This is a genomic window from Verticiella alkaliphila, assembly GCF_018904615.1.
GTDB classification, from domain to species: domain Bacteria; phylum Pseudomonadota; class Gammaproteobacteria; order Burkholderiales; family Burkholderiaceae_B; genus Verticiella; species Verticiella alkaliphila.
In genome coordinates this window covers 46,985-67,281 of sequence record NZ_JADCNH010000022.1, presented here as the reverse complement: position 1 = coordinate 67,281, position 20,297 = coordinate 46,985, and the positions used below count along the sequence as shown (strand labels likewise).

The window sequence follows — 20,297 nt, the reverse complement described above, 5'->3', positions numbered from 1 at the left end:
CCTCAGGCGGCGAGGGACTGCGGCTGTGGCAGGATGCCCGCGTCCGCGTCAAAGCGCTCGCCCGCGCGCAGGCAGAAGCGGGGACGCAGGTACTGGCTCGTCACCGCCTGGTTGCCCTCGTTGTCGCGCAGCGTCCACTTGCCGCGCTCGTCGTGGAGTACGGACACATCGGCGACCGCGCCCAAGCCCAGGTGGCCGATCTCGTCTTCCATCTGCAGCAGGCGCGCGGCGTGGGTCGTCACCATCGGCACGACCTGTTCGAGCGACAGGCCCAGCGCCAGCATGCTCGTCATGGCCGACACCAGCGAGAACCGCACGGCGCCCGCGAACATGTGGTCGCCCTCATCGGGGTGAATGGCGGGCGTACCCGGCGGCGGCGGCACGCGCGTGTTGTAGCCATGCATGTCCGCGCCCAGCGTGTCGGGCACGAAGCCGGCTCCCAGCACCTGACGCGCCATGGCGAAGCTGAAGTGCGAGCCATGGCCGACGTCGATGCGCACACCGCGCGCCACCGCCTCGGTCACGAGGGGGTGGACCTCGCCGCTGGTGCTCACGAAACCGCCAGGATGCCGGCTGAATGGGTGGGCGAGCACGTCGCCCGGCTTCACCAGATCCAGCACCTGCGTGAAGATGGTGTCCGGGTCCACTGGCAGGCGGTTCTCGGTGGGCGACGGCCAGAGCTGGCCGAAGTGGATGTACACCGGCAGGTCGGCCTGCCGGCCAACCTCGGCGGCCAGGCGCATCACGTCCAGGCCCCAACGCTCGAAACCGCCGATCTCCGCGTGCGCCTTGATGCCGCGCACCAGATCGCGATTGGCCAGCGCCGAATCCACGGTGGCGTCCACGTCCAGGCAGCCGGGACGGTATAGCTCAGGGTAGTAGTGGCCTTCCAGCCCGCCCACCAGATACGCCGAGATGAAAGCCTTCACGCGCGACTTGGCGGGTGCTGCCACATAGTGGCGAAAGCCGGGGATGGTGATGCAGCTCGGGCCGCCCTGGTCCACTAGGGTCGTGACGCCCGAATGCACGCCACAGGTATCGGCATCCAGGCCGAAGCGGCCCGTCACGTACCGGTAGACGTGCGCATGGGTGTCAATCAACCCCGGCAGGACAAGGTTGCCCCGGCAGTCGATACGGGTGGCGCTCGCGTCGTAGGCGACATCGATACCGGCCACCCGGCCGTCGACGATGACCAGATCCCCGACGCGGTCGATCTGATGGGCCGGATCGATGATCCGGCCGCCTAGCAGTACCTGGGTTGCCATGACGTCCTCTGTGCAGCGTGATGTGCACAGCGTCATGCAACAGGCATGCCATTTTTCGATTATTTTTCGCCCGCGCCTCGCAAGCCTTTGTACTAAAAAGAGAAATTCTTAAATCAAATAAGTGGTACACCACACAACTATCCGTCGCCCTGATCTGGCCATGCACCAGATCGGCCAGACTTGCCGTGCGCGCGCACCACGATGAAGCAAAACGTGGCATACCACCTTTTTGACCGACATGACCCGACGATGAGTCGGGCGGGACGGTCCATTGGGTGGATCGATGTCCGGTGTGTCGCGAACCTTTGCTACGCGCCCACGGTCACTGCTTCGGCATGCCAGCGGCTTCCACGATCTTGCGCCAGGTCTCGCGCTCGCGCTGGATGAACGCGCCGTATTCCGCGGGCGGCTCGCCGCCGGGGATGGCACCAAGCGCCGCGATGCGCTCGCGTACCTGAGGTTCTTTCAGTGCTCCGGATGCAGCGTCGTACAGCCGATCGATCACCGGCTGTGGCGTGCCTGCCGGGGCGACCAGGCCGAACCATGCCGACACGACCATGTCCGGCACGCCGGCCTCGGCCATCGTGGGCACGTCGGGTAACTCCGCCACGCGCTCGGCACTCGTTACCGCCAGCGCACGGAATCGGCCACTCTGCACGTGCGGCAGCGAACTCGGCAGGTTGTCGATCATGGCGTCCACCTGGCCGCCGAGCAGCGCCGTCACCGCTGGCGCCGCGCCCGAATGCGGGATGAGGGTGGCATCGATGCCTGTGCGCTGCTTGAACATCTCGGTGGACATGTGCGGCGACTGCCCGATGCCCGAGGTGGCCATGGTGAGAGCCTTGCCCTTGCCTTGCGCCACGAGCTGTTCGACAGACGTGAGGAGCGAATCCTGGTTCACCACCAGGATGTTGGGCACGAGCAACACGTTCTTGATGGGCGCGAAGGCGTCCGGTCCATAGGGCAGTTCGCGATACAGGCTGTAGTTGCTGGCCAGCGGCCCGATGTTGCCCATGAGAATGGTGTGGCAGTCGGGTTTGGCCCGCGCCACCGCCCCCGTGCCGATCACGCCGCCCGCCCCTGCCCGGTTCTCCACGAGCACCGTCTGCCCGAGTGACTGACTCATGCGGTCGGCCAGAAGCCGGGCTGCGATGTCCGTGGTGCCCCCGGGGGCAGCGGGCACCACCATGGTCACGGGTCGTGTGGGCCAATCGGCAGCGAGCACCGTCCAGGGCAGGGCCGCGAGGGCGACCGTGGTCAAGAGGCGGGGCAATGGCATGGCGTCTCCGTTCGTTGTTGTCATGCACGCGCGTCGAGGCAGGCCCGGGCGGCGCAAGGTGACACCATCGTAGGCCGACGCCAGCGCGAGCGTGGCCGGATCTCTGAAACGGAGGGTTTGTCGCAGACGAAGCGACGAGACGGAATCACAGGAACGGCAGAAACAACAATGGCCGCTTGCGCGGCCATGTCGATGTACTGCTAGGTAGTGCTGATGCCCGGATTCGCTGGGAAATCCTTGGCGTCCCCTAGGGGATTCGAACCCCTGTACTCACCGTGAAAGGGTGATGTCCTAGGCCTCTAGACGAAGGGGACAGGACGTACAACATTGAACTGCAACTTCGCGGCGGATTCGACAAACTGCATCGAAGTGGTGGAGGTAAACGGGATCGAACCGATGACCTCTTGCATGCCATGCAAGCGCTCTCCCAGCTGAGCTATACCCCCATTCCGTTGGGCCCGCACGATTCAAACGTCAGTTGCCTGCTGTTTTCATCGCTGTGTCGCTTGCGCTTCACTGCTTGCCCTGCGAAGAATTGAATTATGCCCCAGGTTTAGATGTTGTGCAAGCGCTTTTGCACAATATTTTTTCCGAGCAGGGCGAGCACGGCATCAACGGCCGGTGTCTGGGCCTGGCCGGTGACGGCCACGCGCAACGGAATGCCCAGTTTCGGCATCTTCAGACCGTGCCGTGCCAACAGCGTTTTCATGGCGGCGGAAAGGGCTTCGGGCGTCCAGTCGATCTCTGCCGTGTCGGCAGCGAACTCGCGCAGCAGGGCGCGGGCTTCCGGCGTGAGGTGTTGCTCGACGAGTTCAGGCGGCGTGGCCGACGGGTCGAACGGGCGATAGAACAGCATGGCCTCGTCGGCCAGTTGCTCCAGCGTCTCGGCGCGCGGCGCCAGCAGCGCGAGCACGTCGGCCAAGGGCGCATTGCCTTCGATCACGCCACCGCGTGCGACGATGCGCGGTGCCACCCGGGCAGCGAGCTCGTCGGCCGGCAGCTGACGCAGGTAGTGCGCATTCACCCAGTTGAGCTTCTTGGGATCCCACTGCGCCGCGGAGCGCGACAGGTGCGCCCCATCGAACCAGGACACCAGCTGCTCGCGGGTGAAGAGTTCGTCGTCGCCATGGCTCCAGCCCAGGCGGGCCAGGTAGTTCACCATGGCCTCGGGCAGGTAGCCCTGTTCGTCGTACTGCATCACGCTCACGGCGCCATGGCGCTTGGAAAGCTTGTCGCCGTCCGGGCCGAGAATCATCGGCACGTGGCCATAGATCGGCGGCTCGGCACCCAGGGCACGCAGGATGTTGATCTGGCGCGGGGTGTTGTTGACGTGGTCATCACCACGGATCACGTGGGTGATGCGCATGTCCCAGTCGTCGACCACCACGCAGAAGTTGTAGGTCGGCGTGCCGTCGGCGCGCGCGATGATGAGATCGTCGAGCTCGGCGTTGGCGATCGCGATGGGGCCCTTGACCAGGTCGTTCCAGCTGACCTCGCCGTCCTGCGGGTTGCGAAAGCGCACCACCGGGTCGCGGCCTGCGGGCACGGCCGGCAGGGTCTTGCCCGGCTCCGGGCGCCACGTGCCGTCGTAGCGCGGCTTGCGCCCTTCGGCGCGCGCCAGCTCACGCATGGCCTCGACTTCCTCGGGCGTGCTGTAGCAGTGGTACGCCTGGCCAGACGCCAGCATCTGGCCCACCACCTCGCGGTAGCGGTCCATGTGCTGCATCTGATAGAAGGGGCCCTCGTCATGGGTCAGGCCCAGCCATGCCATGCCATCCAGGATGGCCTGCACGGCCTCGGGCGTGGAACGCTGGACGTCCGTATCTTCGACGCGAAGAATGAAGGTGCCGCCCAGATGACGGGCGAAGGCCCAGGAAAACAGCGCGGTACGCGCGCCGCCCAGGTGCAGAAAGCCGGTGGGCGACGGCGCGAAGCGCGTGCGGACCGGAGAGGAGATGTCGGTGCTCATGGGCGCGTATTGTAAGACGCCACAGCCCCGGATCACACCCGCCGTGCCCCCCTTCGGCGCGCTTGCCTCAGTAACGGCGGGCCAGCGTCTCGGCCACGCACACGGGCTTGTCACCGCCCTCGCGCTCGATGGTGGCCGTCACGGTCAATTGCATGCCGTCGTTGTCCAGCTTCTCGAGTGCCTTCAGCACGAAGGTCGCGCGCACCTTGCTGCCCACGGGCACGGGTGCCGGAAAGCGCACCTTGTTCAGGCCGTAGTTGATGCCCATGCGACCCGCGCCGATCTTGTAGGCCGTGGCGGTGAGCGCCGGCAGCAACGCCAGGGTCAGGAAGCCGTGGGCGATGGTGGTGCCATACGGGCCTTCGGCGGCCTGCTTGGGATCGCAATGGATCCACTGGTGATCGCCGGTGGCTTGCGCGAACTGATCGATGCGCGATTGCTCGATGGTGAGCCAATCGCTCGTGGCCAGTTCCTGGCCGACCAGCGACTCCAGCTCCGTGAATGACTCGAACACCCGCATGGTTTGCTCCTCGTTGGAATTATCGGAACGACAACAATACCAGCATGCACGGGCGTTGACGCAACGAATCGAACACTCGGTACACTCCATGAGCGCGGTGCCAGACACCGTGTTCCACCCACGAGGAGGCATCACATGCACAAGCCCACTCATCTGGCCCGCGCCCTGGCGCTGGCCGCTCTGCTGGCGCCCGTGGCCTGGGCCGCGACGCCCACGGCCACGATGGGGATGAGCACCACGCCCGGCACGACCCAGGCGGCACCGGCCGCCACGCAGAGCGCCCTGCTCGCGCGCGCGCTGAGCCTGGCCGACGCCACGGAGAACCAGGTCATCGAGTGGCGCCGGCACATCCACGCCAACCCGGAGCTGTCCTACGAGGAGGTCAACACCGCGCGCTACATCGCCGAGGCCCTGGGGCAGATGCCGGGCATCGAGATCCAGACCGGCGTTGCCAAGACCGGGATCAAGGCCGTGCTCAAGGGCGGCAAGCCCGGCCCCGTGGTGGCCCTGCGTGCCGACATGGATGCGCTGCCCGTGCGCGAGAACGCCGACTTTCGCTTCCGCTCGCAGGTCAAGGCGCAATGGCGCGGCCAGGAGACCTACGTGTCGCACGCGTGCGGCCACGACACCCACGTCGCGATGCTGCTGGGCGCGGCCAAGGCCTTGTCGGAGATGCGGGCCGACCTGCCCGGCACGGTTGTCTTCCTCTTCCAGCCCGCCGAGGAGCTTGGCCCCGGCCCGGTGCCCAGCGGCGCCAAGGCCATGATGGACGCAGGCGTCCTGGACAATCCCAAGGTGGACGTGGTGATGGGGCAACACATCAACGCCCAGGCGCCGTCGGGCTCCCTGCGATACCGCCAGGGCGCGATGATGGCCAGCGGCGATGCCTTCAACATCACGATCAACGGCAAAGGCGGTCACGGCTCCAGCCCATGGACATCGAACACACCGACGCTCGCGGCCGCGGAGATCGTCCTCGGCCTGCAGAACATCGCCTCGCACCGGCTCAACCCCATGGATCCGGATGGTCCGACGGTGGTGACGGTGGGCCTGCTGCAAAGCGGCAACCGGGTGAACATCCTGCCGGACACGGCCGAGATCGGGGGCACGGTGCGTTCGCTGTCGGTGCGCGGCCAGAAGATCGCGCATGATCAGATCCGCCTGCGGGCGGAGAAGATCGCCGAGAGCTACGGCATGACGGCCGACGTGCGCATCGACACGGGCTACGAAGTGCTGAAGAACGACCCGGCGGCCACGGCCGCCATCGTGTCGGCCTTGAAGGCTGCAGCTGGCCCGGACAAGGCCACGGAGATGCCGCCCACCATGGGCTCGGAAGACTTCGGCTCATTCGGCTCGACGGGCGTGCCGGTGGTGTTCTGGAACCTCAACGCCTCGCCCAACGGCGACAAGCCCGGCGCACCAAATCATTCGACGGACTTTGCCATTGATGAATCGGCCCTGCGCATCGGGACGCGGGCGCTGACCGGTGCCACCATTGCCCAGCTGGAAAGCCGTCAGGCCCGCTGAGCCTGAGAGCAAAACGCCCACCGCGATGCGGTGGGCGTTGCAGATCGCCACTGGCGTTCCGTGCGCCGGGGGGCTGGCCGCGAAGCCAGCTCCCACATGCAGCTTACTGCGTGGCGTACAGGTAGATCTCGACGCGACGGTTCTCGGCACGGCCGGCGGCCGAGCCGTTGTCGGCGATCGGATCGTTCTGACCACGGCCTTCCGAGCTCAGGCGCGTTTGCGCCACGCCCTGGCGAGCCAGGTAGTTCACCACGCTGCGCGCGCGGTTCTCGGACAGGGTCTGGTTGTAGGCGGCCTGGCCGGTGCTGTCGGTGTGGCCGACGACCTTGGCGCGAAGCTGCGGGTTCTCGTTGAGCGACTGGGCCACGGTGTCGAGCACCGGACGCAGTTGCGGCTTGAGGGTGTAGCTGTCGGTGTCGAAGGACACCGTGCTGGGCACATTGACCTTCAGCGAGCCGTCCGGCTGCTCGGCCACGTCGATGCCCATGTTGCTGGCGCCCGACTGGTTGATCTGGCCGGTGATGCGGTTCCAGTTGTAGCCTGCGACACCACCGGCCACAGCGCCGATGCCGGCGCCGATCGCGGCCGCGCGGCTGCTGTCACCGATCAGCGCACCGAGCCCGGCACCCAGAGCGGCACCGGCACCCGTGCCGACGGCGGTCTGGTTGCCTTGCTGGGTGGCGCAGCCGGCCAGCACCGCACCGGCGGCGAGCAACGTCACGAGACGCAGCGAAACAGTCTTCTTCATGGTCATTCTCCTTCTCGGAAAAACGCGGTTCAACTTGTTACCGACGGATGGATTATTGATTGAAAGCGATGCTCGACTGTGGAACCATTCGATACCGCCTGCAACAAAATAAACAGGCAGATGGCTTGTCCCAGCTGTCCTGCCCTACTACGGTGACGATACAGGCCGTTGCCTTGCCCACCTCGCCATGCTTCGCCACGCCCTTTCTCCGCTGTTCGATCCGAAATCGGTCATCCTGGTCAGCCGGTATCCGTTGCCGCTGAGCACCTCCCTGCCTGAGCGACTCGCGGCGTTCACGACAGAGGCGGTGTTCAGCGCCGCCGGGGGCATGAGCCTTCCAGCGCTCAACGGCGTGGCACCTGGCGACCGTCCGGATCTGGCGATCGTCTGGGTCGCGCCGGATGAGCTAGAGCAAGCACTGCGCCTGCTCTCGACCGTGGCACCGCGTGCGGCGATCGTTCACGGGCGCACGCAAGGCCAACTTCAGTCAACGCTCTGCGAAAAATGGGCGAACGAGCACGATTGCGTGCTCATCGGCCCACACTCGCTCGGCATGCAAAGACCGCATGCCGGGCTCAATGCGAGCCTGCACCCTACCCTTGCCAAGGCAGGCCGGGTGGCACTCGTTGCACAATCGCGCGCCATCATGGCGGCCGTCATGGACTGGGCCGACGACAGCCGCACGGCGTTCTCGCTGGCGGTGTCGCTAGACGAAGGCGACCGCGCCAACCTGCCTCGGCTGCTCGACTTCCTGGCGTCGGATCCCCATACCGACAGCATCGCGCTCTATGTAGAGCACATCGGTGAAGCCCGGGCGTTCATGAGTGCGCTGCGCGCGGCCGCCAGCGCCAAGCCGGTCGTGGTGCTGCGTCCCGGACGCGCACAGCCCGGCCCGCCCGGCGCGCCGTTGCCTCCGGATACCGTCTTTGACACCGCGCTGCGACGTGCCGGCGCGCTGCGCGTGCAGTTCTTCGTGCAGCTTTTCTCCACGATCAAGGCGCTCAACCAGTTCAGCCGCCCGCGCGGGCGGCGCGTGGCGTTCTTCGCGAACGGCGAGGGTCAGGTCAGGCTCGCCCAGGATCTGATGGTGCTGCAGCACGCCATCGGCGGCGCTACCCTCGCCCCGGACACGCGAGCCCTGCTCACGCAGAGCCTGTCGCCAGATGCGCAGACGGCCAACCCCGTCATCGAACGCGCGCCGCTCACGCCCGAGAGTGTGGCCGGTGCCCTCAAGCACCTGCTGGGCGACCCCAACGTGGATGGCGTGCTCGTCCTGCTCACCCCCGACGTGCGCAGCGATCTGCCCGGCATCGTGGATGCGCTCTGCACGCTCGTCGGCCAGGCGCGCAAGCCGGTGGTCACCTGTCTCATGGGCGACGCCTCCATGCGCGGCCTGCGCGACCGCATGGCGCGCGCGGGCGTGCCCGCGTTCCGCACCCCGGAGACGGCCACCGACGCCTTCGGCCAGATCGCGCGCTTTCACTACAACCAGCAGCTGCTGCTGCAGACGCAGCCGCCCGAAGGCCTGGCGGCCCCCGTGGATGTCGCTGCCGCCGAAGCGGTCATCGACGCGACCCGGGCCGACGGCCGATGTCTGCTCGATGCTGAGGCCACCTCGCGAGTCCTGGCCAGCGTCGGCCTCACGGTGCATGCCGACGAACCGCTGCCCGAGGGCGCAGCGCTCGCCCGCCTGCGCATCGTGCGCGACGCCGTGTTCGGGCCCGTGTTGAGCGTGAGCACGGCGGACGCCTGGCCCTCGGCATCCAGCGCCGGGCTCGAGCTCGTGCCGCTCAACGGTTTTCTGGCACAACGACTGATGGAGCGCAGTCCGCTCGCGAGCGTGGGGCTGCTGCAGCAACTCGCCCCGGTGGCGCAGAACGCGCTGGAAGACGTCCTGATCGCCTTTTCCGAGCTTGCCGTCGCCCTGCCGGATCTGGCCGAGGCGACGCTGGAGCCCGTCTGGCTGGACGAGACCCGCATCCGCATCCACGGCGCCCAGTTGCGATTGACCGCGCAGCCGGCAGCGCGCCGCGCCGGGCATCCGCACCTGGCGATCGCGCCCTACCCCACCCGGTGGGTACGTCCACAGCGATTCGATGACGGCACGGACTGGACGCTGCGCCCGATCCGCCCCGAGGACGCGGAACCGCTGCAGGCCTTCGTGCGCGAATTGTCGGAACAATCCCGCTACATGCGCTTCGTGTCAGCCCTGCGCGAACTGCCGCCTCGCATGCTGGCCCGCTACACGCAGATCGACTACGACCGCGAAGTGGCCTTCGTGGCCACGGTGCAGCAGCCCAATCCGCTGCACCGGGGTCATCCTCAGGAGATCGTGATCGGACTCGCGCACTATCTGCGCAACGCGGATGGGGTAGGCGCCGAGTATGCGCTGGCCATTGCCGACGACTGGCAACGCCGGCGCCTGGGGCCGGCCCTGATGCGTGCCTTGATCCAGGCGGCGCGCGAACAGGGCCTGGCGTATCTGGAAGGCAGCGTGCTCGCCACCAATCGCCCGATGATCAAGCTCATGACGAGCCTGGGGTTCCGCAACGAGCGCTATCCCGATGATCCGAGCATGCGTCGGATCTGGCTGGACCTGTCTGCCGAACCCGCCAGCTCCGCGCCCCTACGCGGATAGCGTCTCGCGGGACTGGATCATGGACCATGCCCGCATGGTCATCACTTTCTCGCCCTGCTGGTTGGTCAGGGTGAACTCCGACAGCACCAGCCCGCGGCCAGGATGGCTGCGCGAGAGCCGATGCTCAAGCGTGGTGCGGCGCACCTGGATGACGTCCCCCGGGCGCACGGGCTTGATCCAGGAGATGTTCTCCACGCCGGGCGAGCCGCTGCTGGCCGTCTCGAGCAGATACGCATCGCACATGAGGCGCATCGTGCGCGAGCAGGTGTGCCAGCCACTGGCGATCAGGCCGCCATAGATGGAATGCGCCGCGGCGTCCCGATCCGTGTGAAAGCTCTGGGGATCGAACTGGCTGGCAAAGGCGATGACCTCGTCTTCCGTGAATGAGAAGCTGCCGACGTCCTGCAAGCCGTCGCCCAGGAAATCTTCGTAGTAATAGCGCTTGTTCATGATGCTTCTCCGTCGCTGGCGAGGAGACGCTCCCGGAGCGCATCCCGCACGTGCGGCGCTCGGCGAACGGATCCGGTGGCCGACCGGTATTCAGCATACCCGACATGCGCGCTTCGAGATTGCCGAGCGCATGCGGGTGCGAGTAGATGTAGAAGCGGCCTTCGTCGATGGCCTCGAAGGTCATGCGCCCGACATCCTCGGCGCTCACCTTGCCGGACGTGACGGCCTTGCGGCTGTTCTCGCGACCCACCTGCTGCGAGCGCGTGAGCGCCCCCACCGGGATGGGTCGGTTGCGCTCGGCGTCCATGATGCCCGTCGGCACGAAGTACGGGCACAGCACCGACGCGCCGATGGGCGCGCCAATCAGATCGAGGTCGTGGTACAGCGACTCGGAGAGCGAGATGACGGCTTCCTTGGAGACGTTGTAGACGCCCATGTTCGGCGGATTGAGCAGCCCCGCCATCGATGCGGTGTTGACCACGTGGCCGCGGTAGCCGGGCTGGCTGCGGCTCGCCTCGACCATTGCCGGCACGAACGTGCGGATGCCGTGGATGACGCCCCAGAGGTTCACCCCCAGCACCCAGTTCCAGTCGGTGAGGGTGGACTCCCACACCAGGCCGCCTGCGCCCACGCCGGCATTGTTGAAGAGCAGGTGCGGCGCGCCGAACCGGGCCAGCGCGGCCTCGGCGAAAGCATCCATGCTCGCCGCATCGCTCACATCCACCCGATGCGCGAACACCTGGGCGCCGGCCTCGCGCATCTCGGCCTCGGTGGCGCGCAGGGCGTCTTCCTGCACATCGGCCAGCACCAAGTGCATGCCGCGCGCCTGGGCAATGCGGGCGAACTCACGGCCGAAGCCGCTGCCGGCCCCGGTGATGACGGCAACCTTGTCGCGATACTCGAACATCGATGACTCCTGAGGCGCGCGCGGCGCGCCGGTATGAGAGAGACAGCCTGGCTCAGAGGATGGCGGACACGCCGCCGTCCACCGCCAGGACCTGCCCCGTGATGTGCTTGCCCGCCTCCGAGGCGAAGAGCAGCGCGGCGCCCTTGAGATCCTGATCGTCGCCCAGCCGGCGCAGCGGCGCGCGGCCGATGACCTTGTCCTCGCCCAGCTGATCGAGCAGGCCACGGGTCATGCGCGACGGGAAGAAGCCCGGTGCCAGGGCGTTCACGCGAATGCCGTAGCGGCCCCACTCCCCCGCGAGTGCGCGCGTGAGATTGATCACGGCCGCCTTGCTGGTGTTGTAGGCGAGCGTCTGCATCTCGTCCGGCGCGTTGCCGCGCAGGCCGGCGATGGACGCGATGTTGAGGATGCTGCCGCTGCGATTGGGGATCATGCTGCCCACGCCCACGGCCTGCGACAGCACGAAGACGCCGCGCACGTTCAGGTTCATGACCTTGTCCCAGGCCTCCAGCGGATGCTCCTCGGCGGGCACGCCCCAGGAGGCGCCGGCGTTGTTGACGAGCACGTCGATGCGCCCCAGGCGTTCGAGGGCCGTCTTGGTCAGTCGCCTGGCATCGTCAGGCTCGGCCACGTTGGCCTGGACCCAGCTCGCATCCAGGCCGCGCTTGGCGAGGTGCTCGACGGCATGCTCGAGCTCGTCCGGCTTGCGTGCCGAGACCACCAGGCGCGCACCGGCGTCGCCCAGGGCTTCGGCCAGTTGCAGGCCGAGCCCTCGCGAGCCGCCGGTGATCAGGGCCGTCTTGCCTTCGAGGCTGAAGAGAGATGCGATGGACACAGGGAGTCTCCTTGAAAGTGAGGCGGGCCGCCAGACCGCGGTACGTCGCCGCAGGCTTGCTGGCGCCCAGCGCATGAAGGGTTGTCGCTAGAACCAGGCGTCCTGCATGCCGAGCGTCGTGTCGTCGAGCGAGGCGAGCAGATCGAACTGCGCGTCCAGGCGGGGCAGCTCCCAACGGGCGAAGTACTGACACGCCTGCCGCTTGCCGCGATGGAAGTCGTCGTCACCCCGCGCGGCCAGGGCCTGTTCCAGCCAGATCCAGGCGATCACCAGATGCCCGAACGCCTCCAGATAGACACTGGCGTTCGCGAGCGTGCGCTGGGGGTCACCTGCCTGCCACAACGCCCGCGTGACGCTCAGCAGCCGCCGCCAACGCGGCGTCAACGCCGTTGCCGTCTCGCGCACGATCGCATCGTCGCTGGCCTGAGCCCGCGTCAGCGTGGCGCCGATGCAGGCATCGAGCGCGGCCAGGGCCGCACCGTCCTGCATCACCACCTTGCGGCCGAGCAGATCCAGGCCCTGGATGCCGTGCGTGCCCTCGTGGATCGGGTTGAGCCGGTTGTCGCGGTAGAACTGCTCCACCGGATAATCCCGCGTGTAGCCGTACCCGCCATGCACCTGGATAGCCAGGCTGTTCGCATGCAGGCACCACTGCGACGGCCAGCTCTTGGCAATCGGCGTGAGGATGTCCAGCAGCAGGCCGACTTCGTCGCGACGCGCCGCGTCAGGGTGCGTACGCTGCTCATCGACCAGCCACGCGCAATACAGATTCAGTGCCAGCGCACCTTCCACGGCCGCCTTCTGCGCGAGCAGCATCCGGCGCACGTCGGCGTGCTGCACGATCGGCACCTGGGGTGCCGCGGCATCCTTGCCCGCCGGCCCGACCGGGCGCCCTTGAGGCCGCCCGCGGGCGTACTCGAGCGCGTGCAGGTAGCCGGTGTAGCCCAGCGCCGTGGCGCCAAGCCCCACCCCGATGCGGGCCTCGTTCATCATGTGGAACATGGCCTCCAGGCCTTCGCCCGGCTTGCCCACCCGCCAGCCCAGCGCGCCTGCCGCCGGCGGCAGGCCCAGGTCCACGCCCGGCGTGAAGCGCCCCTCACCGAAGTTGAGCAGCGTGTTGGTGGCCCCGCGATAGCCCATCTTGTGGTTCAGGCCAGCCAGCACGACGTCGTTGCGCTCGCCCACCCGGCCATCGCGCGTCACGAGCCGCTTGGGCACGATGAAGAGCGACAGCCCCCGCACGCCAGGCACGAGCTTGCCGTCCGGGCCCGGGATCTTGGCCAGCACCAGATGCACGATGTTCTCGGAGAGCTCGTGCTCACCGGCCGAGATCCACATCTTGTTCCCGAAGAGCCGGTAGCGCGGCCCAAAAGGATCCGATGCGGCGTCCGGCGCCGTGTCCGGCACGGCGCGCGTGGCCACGTCCGACAGCGAAGATCCTGCCTGCGGCTCGGACAGGCACATCGTGCCGAAGAACTGCCCGGTGAGCTGCGGACGCACGAAGGTGTCGATCTGCGCGGGCGTGCCGTGGGCTAGCAGCAGATTGCAATTGCCCATCGACAGGAACGGATAGGCGGATGTGCCCACATTCGCCGCCTGGAACCACGCCATGCAGGCTTTCTCGATGACGATGGGCAACTGCATGCCGCCCACCTCGGCATCGTGCGAGGCGGCCATGAAGCCCGCGTCGCAGAAGGCGCGCAACGCCTCGCCCACTTCCGGGATCATGTGCACGCGCTCGCCGTCGAACACCGGTTCGTTCAGGTCGGCCTTGCGGTTGTGCGGCGCGAACTTCTCGGTGGCGATCGCCTCGCCCGTGTCGAGCACCGCGTCGAACGTCTCGCGCGAATGCTCGGCGTGACGCGGCCGCTCGCACAGCTGCTCCACACCGAGCCAGTCGTAGAGCAGGAATTCGAGATCGCGCCGGGACAGCAGGAGCGACATCAGACGATCTCGAAAAGGCCGGCCGCGCCCATGCCGCCACCGATGCACATGGTGACCACGGCGAGCTTGGCGCCGCGCCGCTTGCCTTCGATGAGCGCATGGCCCGTCAGACGCTGACCGCTCACGCCGTAGGGATGGCCCACGGCAATGGCGCCGCCATCCACGTTCAGGCGGTCGTCCGGGATGCCGAGCTTGTCGCGGCAGTACAGCACCTGCACGGCGAAGGCTTCGTTGAGTTCCCACAGGTCGATGTCGCCCACGGACAGCCCCGCGCGCTCGAGCAGCTTCGGAATGGCATAGACCGGCCCGATGCCCATCTCGTCCGGCTCGCAGCCCGCGATGGCAAAGCCGCGGAAGATGCCCATCGGCTGGATGCCGCGGCGCTCGGCCTCGCGCCGGCTCATCACCACGCACGCACCGCCACCATCGGAAAACTGGCTGGCATTGCCGGCCGAGATCACGCCGCCCGGGATGGCCGGCCGGATCTTGGCCACGCCTTCCAGGGTGGTGTCGGCACGGATGCCCTCGTCCTTGTCGATGGTCACTTCGCGGGTGAGGATCTGCTTGGTGCGCGGATCGGCCACGGCCATGCGCGTGGTCACCGGCACGATCTCGGCCGACAGTCGTCCGGCTTCCAGCGCGGCGGCGGCGCGCTGCTGGCTGCGCACGCCGTACTCGTCCTGGCGCTCGCGCGAGATGCCATAGCGCTTGGCGACCTGCTCGGCCGTTTGCAGCATGTTCCAGTAGATCTCGGGCTTGTTCTGCGTGAGCCAGTGATCCGTCGACATGTGGCGATTGGCCTGGTTCTGCACGCACGAGATGGATTCCACCCCGCCTGCCACATAGACGTCGCCTTCGCCTGCCAGGATGCGCTGCGCGGCAAGCGCGATGGTCTGCAGCCCGGAGGAGCAGAAGCGGTTGACGGTCATGCCGCTCACGGTGACGGGGCAGCCTGCGCGCAAGGCGATCTGGCGGGCGATGTTGCCCCCCGTGGCACCCTCCGGCGTGGCGCAGCCCATGATGACGTCCTCGACGTCGGCCGCCGAAATGCCAGCGCGCTCGATGGCCGCAGCAACCGCCGCGCCACCGAGGGTGGCGCCGTGGGTCATGTTGAAGGCCCCGCGCCATGACTTGGCGAGGGGGGTGCGGGCTGTACTGACGATGACGGCTTCGTTCATGCTTGACTCCTGATCATTCGAAATCGCGGCCTTCGAGCACGAGCCGGCGCAAGAGCGGCGCGGGCTTCCAGAACTCGGGGTCGGCGTGCGGGTTCTGTGCGAACCCCTGCATGGCGTGCATCACGTTGTAGAGGCCCACCTCGTTCGCATACTGCATGGGGCCGCCGCGATACACCGGGAAGCCGTAGCCGGTCAGATAGACCAGATCCACGTCCGAGGCGCGCAGCGCGATGCCTTCCTCCAAGATGTGGCAGGCCTCGTTGACCAGCGCGAACACCAGGCGCTGCACGATCTCGCCATCGGTGATCTTGCGGGCCTGGATGCCCTTCTCCTCGCGGTACGCCGCGATCATCCCCTCCACTTCCTTGGACGGAATCGCCTTGCGATCGCCCGGCTTGTAGTCGTACCAGCCCTTGCCCACCTTCTGGCCCTTGCGATCGAATTTCTCGATCAGCTGGTCGGCGAGCTTGCCGTAGTGCATGCCCGGCCGCTCCTGGGCGCGCCGCTGGCGGATGTCGTAGCCGATGTCGTTGCCCGCCATGTCGCCCATGCGGAACGGGCCCATGGCAAAGCCGAAGCGCTCGATGGCGCCATCGACCTGCGCCGGCGTGGCACCCTCCTCCAGCATGAAGACCGCCTGGCGCGAGTACTGCTCGAGCATCCGGTTGCCGATGAAGCCATCGCACACGCCGGAGACTACCGCGGTCTTGCGCAGCGTCTTGCCCAGCTTCATCACCGTGGCGAGCACGTCGTCGGCCGTCTTCTCGCCACGCACCACTTCCAGCAGCTTCATGACGTTGGCCGGGCTGAAGAAGTGGGTGCCCACGACGTCCTGCGGCCGCTGGGTCACGTCGGCGATGCGATTCACATCCAGCGTGGAGGTGTTGGTGGCGAGGATGGCGCCGGGCTTCATCACGGCATCCAGCTGCTTGAACACCGTCTCCTTGATGTCGAAGCGCTCGAACACGGCCTCGATCACGATGTCGGCCTGCGCGATCTCGTCATAGGACAGCGTGGGCTGGATGAGCGCCATGCGTTGCTCGACCTGCTCGGCGGTGAGCTTGCCCTTCTTGGCCGTGTTCTCGTAGTTCTTGCGGATCGTGGCGAGGCCGCGGTCCAGCGCCTCCTGCTTGAGTTCGAGCAACTGCACCGGAATCCCGGCATTGGCGAAGTTCATCGCGATGCCACCGCCCATGGTGCCGGCGCCGATCACGGCCGCGCGCGCGATGTTGCGCAACGGCGTGTCGCTGCCGATACCCGGCACGGCCGACGCCGCGCGCTCGGCGAAGAAGGCGTGGCGCAGCGCCCGGGATTCGGGAGTGGTGGAGAGCTCGAGGAAGTAGCTGAGCTCGGTGGCGAGCGCGTCGTCGAACTTTTCCTTCACCGCGGCCTTGACCGCATCGACGCAACGCAGCGGCGCGGGGTATTGCGGCGCGGTGGCGGCCACCGTCATGCGCGCCCAGCCGAGGTAGCCGTCGGGGTTCGGGTAATCGATGCGGATGTCTCGGGCACGCGGATGCTTGTCGCGTCCCATCACCTCGCGCGCCAGCGCCACGGCGGCGGCCAGCACGTCACCGTCCACGACCTTGTCGAAGAGCTTGGTCTCGGCCAGCTCGCGCGCCGGCACGGGCTCACCGGACACGATCATGTTCAGGCCGCGTTCCAGGCCCACCAGGCGCGGCAGCCGCTGCGTGCCGCCCGCCCCCGGCAGCAGACCGAGCTTGACCTCGGGCAGTGCCACCTGGGTGTCGGCCGCCGCCACCCGGTAGTGGCAGCCCATGGCCAGCTCCAGGCCACCGCCCATCGCGGTGCCGTGCAAGGCCGCCACCACCGGCTTGGCGCTCGCCTCGACGGTAGCGATGACGGTGCCCAGGTGCGGCGCCTGCGACATGCGCGGCGTGTTGAATTCGCGGATGTCGGCGCCGCCCGAGAAGAGCTTGCCTTCGCCGGCGATCACGATGGCACGTACGGCCTCGTCCCGGTTGGCCCGGGTGACGGCTTCCACGACGCCCTGGCGGGTCGCGTGGTTGAGCCCGTTGACGGGCGGGTTCCTCAGCGTGACGATGGCCACACCCGAATCGACTCGATACTCGGCTGTCATGCCTGATACTCCTGAAACACGAATGAAAAATCCTTGGGCCGGCACGGATGCCGGCCCGCAGCGCTAGACTTCAAGCCAGTCCCGCCGTACGTCGGCGTCTGCGCGCAACGCAGCGGGCGTGCCTTCGAACACCATGCTGCCGTGGCCCATCACATAGACGCGATCGGACACGTCGAAGGCGATGGACAGTTTCTGCTCGATGAGCAGGACGGCGACCCCCTGCGCCTTCAACTGCAGCAGGAAATCGGCCACTTGCTGCACCACCATGGGCGCCAAGCCCTCGGTCGGTTCGTCGATGATCACCACCGACGGATTGCCCATGAGCGTGCGGCACAGCGTGAGCATCTGCTGCTCGCCGCCCGAGAGCACGCCCGCGGCCGTGTTGGCGCGCTCCCCCAGCCGCGGGAAAAGACGGTACATGTCGTTGAACGTCCAGCGATCCGGCTGGCGCCCCTTCTGGCCCAGGAAGAGGTTCTGCTCGACGGTCATGCCCGGGAAGATGTCACGGCTCTCGGGCACGTAGCCGATGCCGAGGTGGGCGATGTCGTGCGTGGCCATGCTGACGGTCTCGCGCCCGTGCAGGCAGACCGAGCCCGTGCGATGCACGAGGCCCATGATCGCCTTGGCCGTGGTGGAGCGGCCGACGCCGTTGCGCCCCAGGAGCGCCACGACTTCGCCCGGCTGCAGCACGAGATCGACGCCGTGCAGGATGTGGCTCTTGCCGTAATAGGCGTGAAGATCGCGCACGGCCAGAAGGGGCGCGCCGGCCGCCCGCGTGGGTTGCGTGGCGGAGGCGGCACGCGGCACGCCAGAGACGGTGGCATTCATGCGTGGGCCTCCATGACGGCACCCAGGTAGGCTTCCTGGACCCGCGGGTTCTCGCGAATGCGCTGCGGCGTGTCGCTCGCGATGACTTCGCCGTAGACCAGCACCGAGATGCGATCGGCCAGGCCGAACACCACGCTCATGTCGTGCTCGACCATGAGCAGCGTGCGGCCCTCGGACACTGTGCGGATGAGCTCGACGACGCGATCGGTCTCGTGCCGGCTCATGCCCGCGGTAGGCTCGTCCAGCAGGATGACCTTGGCACCGCCCGCGATGGTGATGCCGATCTCCAGTGCCCGCTGCTCGGCATACGTGAGCAGGCCCGCTGGCGTGTTGCGCCGACGTTGCAACCCCAGACGCTCGAGGACTTCCTCGGCCCGCTCGGCCACGTCCGCGAGCCGGCTCAGGCGCTTCCAGAACGCGTAGCCGTGCCCTTGCGACCACAGCACCGCGCAGCGCAGGTTCTCGTACACCGACAGGTTGTGGAAGATGTTGGTGATCTGGAAGCTGCGCGAGAGCCCCAGGCGGTTGATCTCATACGGCGGCATCCCGGTGAGCTCACGGCCATGGAGCTGGATCGAGCCGCTGCTCACCGGAATGCGCCCGGACACCAGGTGGAACATGGTCGACTTGCCGGCCCCGTTTGGGCCGATGACCGCATGCCGCTCACCGGGGTGCACCGTGAGGTTCAGACCACGGATGATGGCGGTCTGGCCGAAGTTCTTCTTGACGTCGTGCAAGGCCAACGCGGGCGTGCCGGCGTGAGACGTGCGTGCATCGGCGTTCATGCCTGGCCTCCTTGCTGGATGTCGGCGGCGATGCGGCCCTGGACGTCGTCCCAGGCCTGTCCCAGGGCGCGCCCGGCGCGCCAGAGCAGGAACCCGCCGACAGCGAGCCAGGCCACCGCCAGCGCCCATGAACCGGCGGTGCGCGCGTCGAAGGGGATGCCCAGGAAGCTGAACTGTGCGCTCGCGACCTGCGCCCAGCTCAGGCCGTAGGCCATCTCCACCACCACGATGGCCGGCAACAAGGCGAAGACACCGGCGAGCGTGGCCATGAGCAGCGGCTGGCGCACACGCCCGAAGTACCCGGCCCGCGACACCCCCAGCAGCGACGCCACGACTCCGGCCAGCCCGCCCGGCGCGAACATCACCAGCAGCACGAAGAAGAGCCCCAAGTACAGCTGCCACGCGTAGGTGAGCTCGGACAGCGCCACGGCGAAGAAGACGAACACCAGCGCCCCCACGACCGGCCCGAAGAAGAGACCCGCGCCGCCGATGAAGGTGGCGAGCAGCATGCCTGCCGAACGGATGGCGCCGACGTTCTCCGCATTGACGATCTCGAAGATCATGACGAGCAGCCCGCCGCCGATGCCGGCGAAGAACGCCGAGAGCACCAGCACCAGGAAGCGCACGCGCTGCGGGTTGTAGCCGATGAATTCGGCGCGCTCCGGGTTGTCGCGCACGGCATTGGCGATGCGCCCCAGCGGCGTGCGCGTGAAGGCATACATCGCCACCATGCAGACGAACGTCCAGATGGCGACGAGGTAGTACACCTGGATGGCCGGCCCGAAGGTGATGCCCATGAAGGGCTCGCCTGCGACGCGGTCCGTGTAGATGCCGCCCTCACCGCCGAAGAAGCCGGTGAACATCATCGCCACGGTGTGCACGAGCTCGCCAATGCCCAGCGAGATCATGGCGAAGGTCACCCCCGCGCGCTTGGTGCTGATCCAGCCGAAGATGACGCCGAACACCGCCCCGAAGACCCCGCCCACGAGCGGGATCATCGAGACGGGGATGCCGAGCGTGCCCTCGCCGATGCGGTTGAGCGCATGGATGGCGAAGTACGCGCCCAGCCCGGAGTACACGGCGTGGCCGAAGGACAGCATGCCGGTCTGGCCGAGCAGCATGTTGTAGGACAGCGCCAGCACGATCATGGCGCCCATCTGCGACATGAGCGAGAGCGAGGCGTTGCGGGTGAAGATGAGGGGCAGCACGCCGAACAGCACGGCGATGGCCGCCCACACCAGCCAATGGCCGGAGCGGGCGCCAGGCACGCCGGCGCTGCGTCGCGCAGCGCCCGGCGGCAGGGTCGAAGCGTCAGCGCTCATG

General features: G+C 67.5%; 15 protein-coding genes, 2 tRNA genes and 1 pseudogene. 2 read left to right on the top strand and 16 right to left on the bottom strand.

Annotated features, from left to right (window positions below):
- Positions 1–2 precede the first annotated feature (2 nt).
- The 6 genes from IMZ29_RS14630 to IMZ29_RS14605 all read right to left on the bottom strand — a co-directional run bounded on the left by IMZ29_RS14630 (position 3) and on the right by IMZ29_RS14605 (position 5,033).
- Positions 3–1,265: an amidohydrolase/deacetylase family metallohydrolase gene (locus IMZ29_RS14630; protein WP_216185382.1), complete on the bottom strand. Its 1,263-nt coding sequence runs from the start codon at positions 1,263–1,265 to the stop codon at positions 3–5.
- Positions 1,266–1,587: 322 nt separating this feature from the next.
- Entirely contained in the window at positions 1,588–2,544 is a 957-nt protein-coding gene (locus IMZ29_RS14625) for a Bug family tripartite tricarboxylate transporter substrate binding protein (RefSeq protein WP_216185379.1), read from the bottom strand.
- 238 nt (positions 2,545–2,782) lie between these two features.
- Positions 2,783–2,858 (bottom strand) — tRNA-Glu (locus tag IMZ29_RS14620).
- Positions 2,859–2,914: 56 nt separating this feature from the next.
- A tRNA-Ala gene (locus IMZ29_RS14615) sits at positions 2,915–2,990 on the bottom strand.
- A gap of 107 nt (positions 2,991–3,097) precedes the next feature.
- Positions 3,098–4,513 carry a glutamate--tRNA ligase gene (gene gltX / locus IMZ29_RS14610; protein ID WP_216185376.1) on the bottom strand — a complete coding sequence of 472 codons (1,416 nt, stop codon included), beginning with the start codon at positions 4,511–4,513 and terminating at the stop codon, positions 3,098–3,100.
- A 67-nt stretch (positions 4,514–4,580) separates the two neighbouring features.
- A complete protein-coding gene (locus tag IMZ29_RS14605; protein ID WP_216185373.1) occupies positions 4,581–5,033 on the bottom strand; it encodes a MaoC family dehydratase in 453 nt (150 codons plus the stop codon).
- Between the two features lie 135 nt (positions 5,034–5,168).
- On the opposite strand from IMZ29_RS14605, the gene IMZ29_RS14600 reads away from it, so the two are divergent.
- The gene (locus IMZ29_RS14600; protein ID WP_253207142.1) at positions 5,169–6,560 is read left to right on the top strand and encodes a M20 metallopeptidase family protein; all 1,392 of its coding nucleotides are present in this window, start codon (positions 5,169–5,171) and stop codon (positions 6,558–6,560) included.
- A gap of 103 nt (positions 6,561–6,663) precedes the next feature.
- Here IMZ29_RS14600 and IMZ29_RS14595 read toward each other — a convergent pair whose 3' ends face one another.
- Positions 6,664–7,308, bottom strand: coding sequence for a YiaD family glycine zipper/OmpA-like lipoprotein (locus tag IMZ29_RS14595; protein ID WP_253207141.1), 645 nt, complete (start codon positions 7,306–7,308; stop codon positions 6,664–6,666).
- A 187-nt stretch (positions 7,309–7,495) separates the two neighbouring features.
- On the opposite strand from IMZ29_RS14595, the gene IMZ29_RS14590 reads away from it, so the two are divergent.
- The gene (locus IMZ29_RS14590) at positions 7,496–9,946 is read left to right on the top strand and encodes a bifunctional acetate--CoA ligase family protein/GNAT family N-acetyltransferase (RefSeq protein WP_216185367.1); all 2,451 of its coding nucleotides are present in this window, start codon (positions 7,496–7,498) and stop codon (positions 9,944–9,946) included.
- Here IMZ29_RS14590 and IMZ29_RS23500 read toward each other — a convergent pair.
- The 9 genes and pseudogenes from IMZ29_RS23500 to IMZ29_RS14545 form a co-directional block, all read right to left on the bottom strand.
- Positions 9,935–10,396 carry a MaoC family dehydratase gene (locus IMZ29_RS23500; RefSeq protein ID WP_216185364.1) on the bottom strand — a complete coding sequence of 154 codons (462 nt, stop codon included), beginning with the start codon at positions 10,394–10,396 and terminating at the stop codon, positions 9,935–9,937. The genes IMZ29_RS14590 and IMZ29_RS23500 overlap by 12 nt on opposite strands.
- A gap of 103 nt (positions 10,397–10,499) precedes the next feature.
- Positions 10,500–11,303, bottom strand: a pseudogene (locus IMZ29_RS14580) (SDR family oxidoreductase); the annotation flags it as partial.
- 52 nt (positions 11,304–11,355) lie between these two features.
- Positions 11,356–12,138 (bottom strand): SDR family oxidoreductase, encoded by a 783-nt coding sequence (locus tag IMZ29_RS14575; RefSeq protein ID WP_371820281.1) that lies wholly within the window; start codon positions 12,136–12,138, stop codon positions 11,356–11,358.
- Positions 12,139–12,225: 87 nt separating this feature from the next.
- Positions 12,226–14,082: an acyl-CoA dehydrogenase gene (locus tag IMZ29_RS14570; RefSeq protein WP_216185357.1), complete on the bottom strand. Its 1,857-nt coding sequence runs from the start codon at positions 14,080–14,082 to the stop codon at positions 12,226–12,228.
- Positions 14,082–15,260, bottom strand: a complete 1,179-nt coding sequence (locus IMZ29_RS14565; protein WP_216185354.1) for an acetyl-CoA C-acyltransferase — start codon at positions 15,258–15,260, stop codon at positions 14,082–14,084. The genes IMZ29_RS14570 and IMZ29_RS14565 overlap by 1 nt, the downstream gene beginning before the upstream one ends.
- A gap of 13 nt (positions 15,261–15,273) precedes the next feature.
- Positions 15,274–17,361, bottom strand: a complete 2,088-nt coding sequence (locus tag IMZ29_RS14560; RefSeq protein WP_216185351.1) for a 3-hydroxyacyl-CoA dehydrogenase NAD-binding domain-containing protein — start codon at positions 17,359–17,361, stop codon at positions 15,274–15,276.
- A 63-nt stretch (positions 17,362–17,424) separates the two neighbouring features.
- A complete protein-coding gene (locus IMZ29_RS14555; RefSeq protein WP_216185348.1) occupies positions 17,425–18,189 on the bottom strand; it encodes an ABC transporter ATP-binding protein in 765 nt (254 codons plus the stop codon).
- A complete protein-coding gene (locus IMZ29_RS14550; protein WP_216185345.1) occupies positions 18,186–18,974 on the bottom strand; it encodes an ABC transporter ATP-binding protein in 789 nt (262 codons plus the stop codon). Before IMZ29_RS14550 ends, IMZ29_RS14555 begins: the two co-directional genes overlap by 4 nt.
- A complete protein-coding gene (locus IMZ29_RS14545; protein ID WP_216185342.1) occupies positions 18,971–20,296 on the bottom strand; it encodes a branched-chain amino acid ABC transporter permease in 1,326 nt (441 codons plus the stop codon). The genes IMZ29_RS14550 and IMZ29_RS14545 overlap by 4 nt, the downstream gene beginning before the upstream one ends.
- Position 20,297: the final 1 nt, after the last annotated feature.